This window comes from Nocardia sp. NPDC004722 (assembly GCF_053601505.1).
In genome coordinates, this window is the sequence record NZ_JBSGBY010001024.1 from 1 (window position 1) to 1,653 (window position 1,653).

2 protein-coding genes are annotated in these 1,653 nt (G+C 71.3%); both read left to right on the forward strand.

Annotated elements, in window-relative coordinates; genetic code table 11:
* The first annotated feature begins 140 nt into the window (after positions 1 to 140).
* Positions 141 to 755, forward strand: a complete 615-nt coding sequence (dhaL, locus tag ACWELQ_RS45320) for a dihydroxyacetone kinase subunit DhaL (RefSeq protein ID WP_452403130.1) — start codon at positions 141 to 143, stop codon at positions 753 to 755.
* Positions 752 to 1,653 (forward strand): dihydroxyacetone kinase phosphoryl donor subunit DhaM (gene dhaM / locus ACWELQ_RS45325; RefSeq protein ID WP_452403131.1); only part of this gene is annotated, 902 nt, incomplete at its 3' end. The genes dhaL and dhaM, both read left to right, overlap by 4 nt.

Below are 1,653 nucleotides of genomic sequence, written 5' to 3' on the forward strand. Positions count from 1 at the left end.
CGGTCCTTCGCGGTGGGGTTTCAGGGGGAACCCCTGAGAGTTACGAGAGTTGTTTCAACTCTTGGGATTTCATCCCGCCGAGTTAGCGGCTCGTGGGATGCGCCGGTGCGCACGCCCGCGCTGCGGTGGGGAGTGTGACCATGCTCGATTCCCAGTTGTGGCTGAGCGGATTCGCCACCCTCATCGAGACCAACGCCGACGAACTCACCGAACTCGACGCGGCCATCGGCGACGCCGACCACGGCAGCAATATGCGGCGCGGCACCGCCGCGGTGCTGGCCGCGCTGACCGAGACCCCGCAATACACGCTCGCCGAGACCATGAAGCAGGCGGCGATGGTGCTGATCCGCAGTGTCGGCGGGGCGAGCGGGCCGTTGTACGGCACGTTCTTCCTTCGCTTCTCGGCCGCGGTCGAGGGAAACGATCTCGACACCGCCGGTTTCGCCAAGGCGTTCCGCGCGGGCCTGGACGGGGTCGTCGCGCGCGGCAAGGCCGAAGCCGGGGACAAGACGATGTTCGACGCGCTGGCTCCGGCGGCCGCGGCCCTCGACGAAAGTGCCGCCGCCGGAACCGCATTGGACCAGGCGCTGGATCGCGCGGTCGCCGGCGCGCAGGCCGGGAGTGACGCCACGGTCGACATGCTCGCCCGCAAGGGCCGCGCCTCCTACCTGGGTCCGCGCAGCATCGGCCATCGCGATCCCGGCGCGACCAGCGCCGTGCTGCTGGTGCGGGCGGCCCGGGAGGCGGTGCGATGATCGGCATCGTCGTGATCTCGCACAGCCGCCCGCTCGCCCGCGCCGCCGTCGCCCTGGCCTCGGAAATGTTGCACGACACGGCGGTTCCGATCGAGATCGCTGCGGGGCTGGACGAGCAGACCTTCGGCACCGACGCCAGCGCCGTCGCGGACGCGATCGTGGCGGCCGATCGCGGCGCGGGTGTCCTGCTGCTCATGGACCTCGGCAGCGCGGTGCTGTCGGCGGAACTCGCGTTGGATCTGCTCGAGGGTGAGCATCGGACCCGGCTGTGCTCGGCGCCGCTGCTGGAAGGGCTGATCGCCGCGACGGTCGCCGCGGCCGGGGGCGCCGATCTGGATACCGCCGCCGCGGAGGCGGAGAACTCGCTGGCCGGAAAGCGCTCGCAGCTGGGCGAACCCGATCTTCTGCCGTCGGAACGCCTGCCCGACCGCGATGATCCGCGGTCCGATCGCCCGGATGCAACGGCGACCTTCGTGATTCACAACGAGCACGGACTGCATGCCCGGCCCGCCGCTCGGCTCGTCGCAGAACTGCGCGGCCACGACGCCCAGGTGTGGTTGCGCAATCTGACGACCGGCCGCGGGCCAGCCTCCGGGAGCAGTCTGAGCCGCATTGCGACACTGGGCGCGCTGCGCGGCCACGAAATCGAAGTCACCGCAAGCGGTTCCGACGCCAGAACGGTGGTCGAGAGGGTGCTTGCCCTCGCCGACCGGCACTTCGACGAGACCCCGGACAGCACACCCGCCCTGCCCGTGGACGCCGTCGGGGAACACCGCGGCGGTCCGCTCCCGGCATCGCCCGGCATTGCCGTCGGCCCGGTGCGGCGGGCTGAGCGCGTGCGGTTCACGCTGCCGGACGCGCCCAGCGGCACTGCGGCCGAGGAACTGCGTCGGCTCAC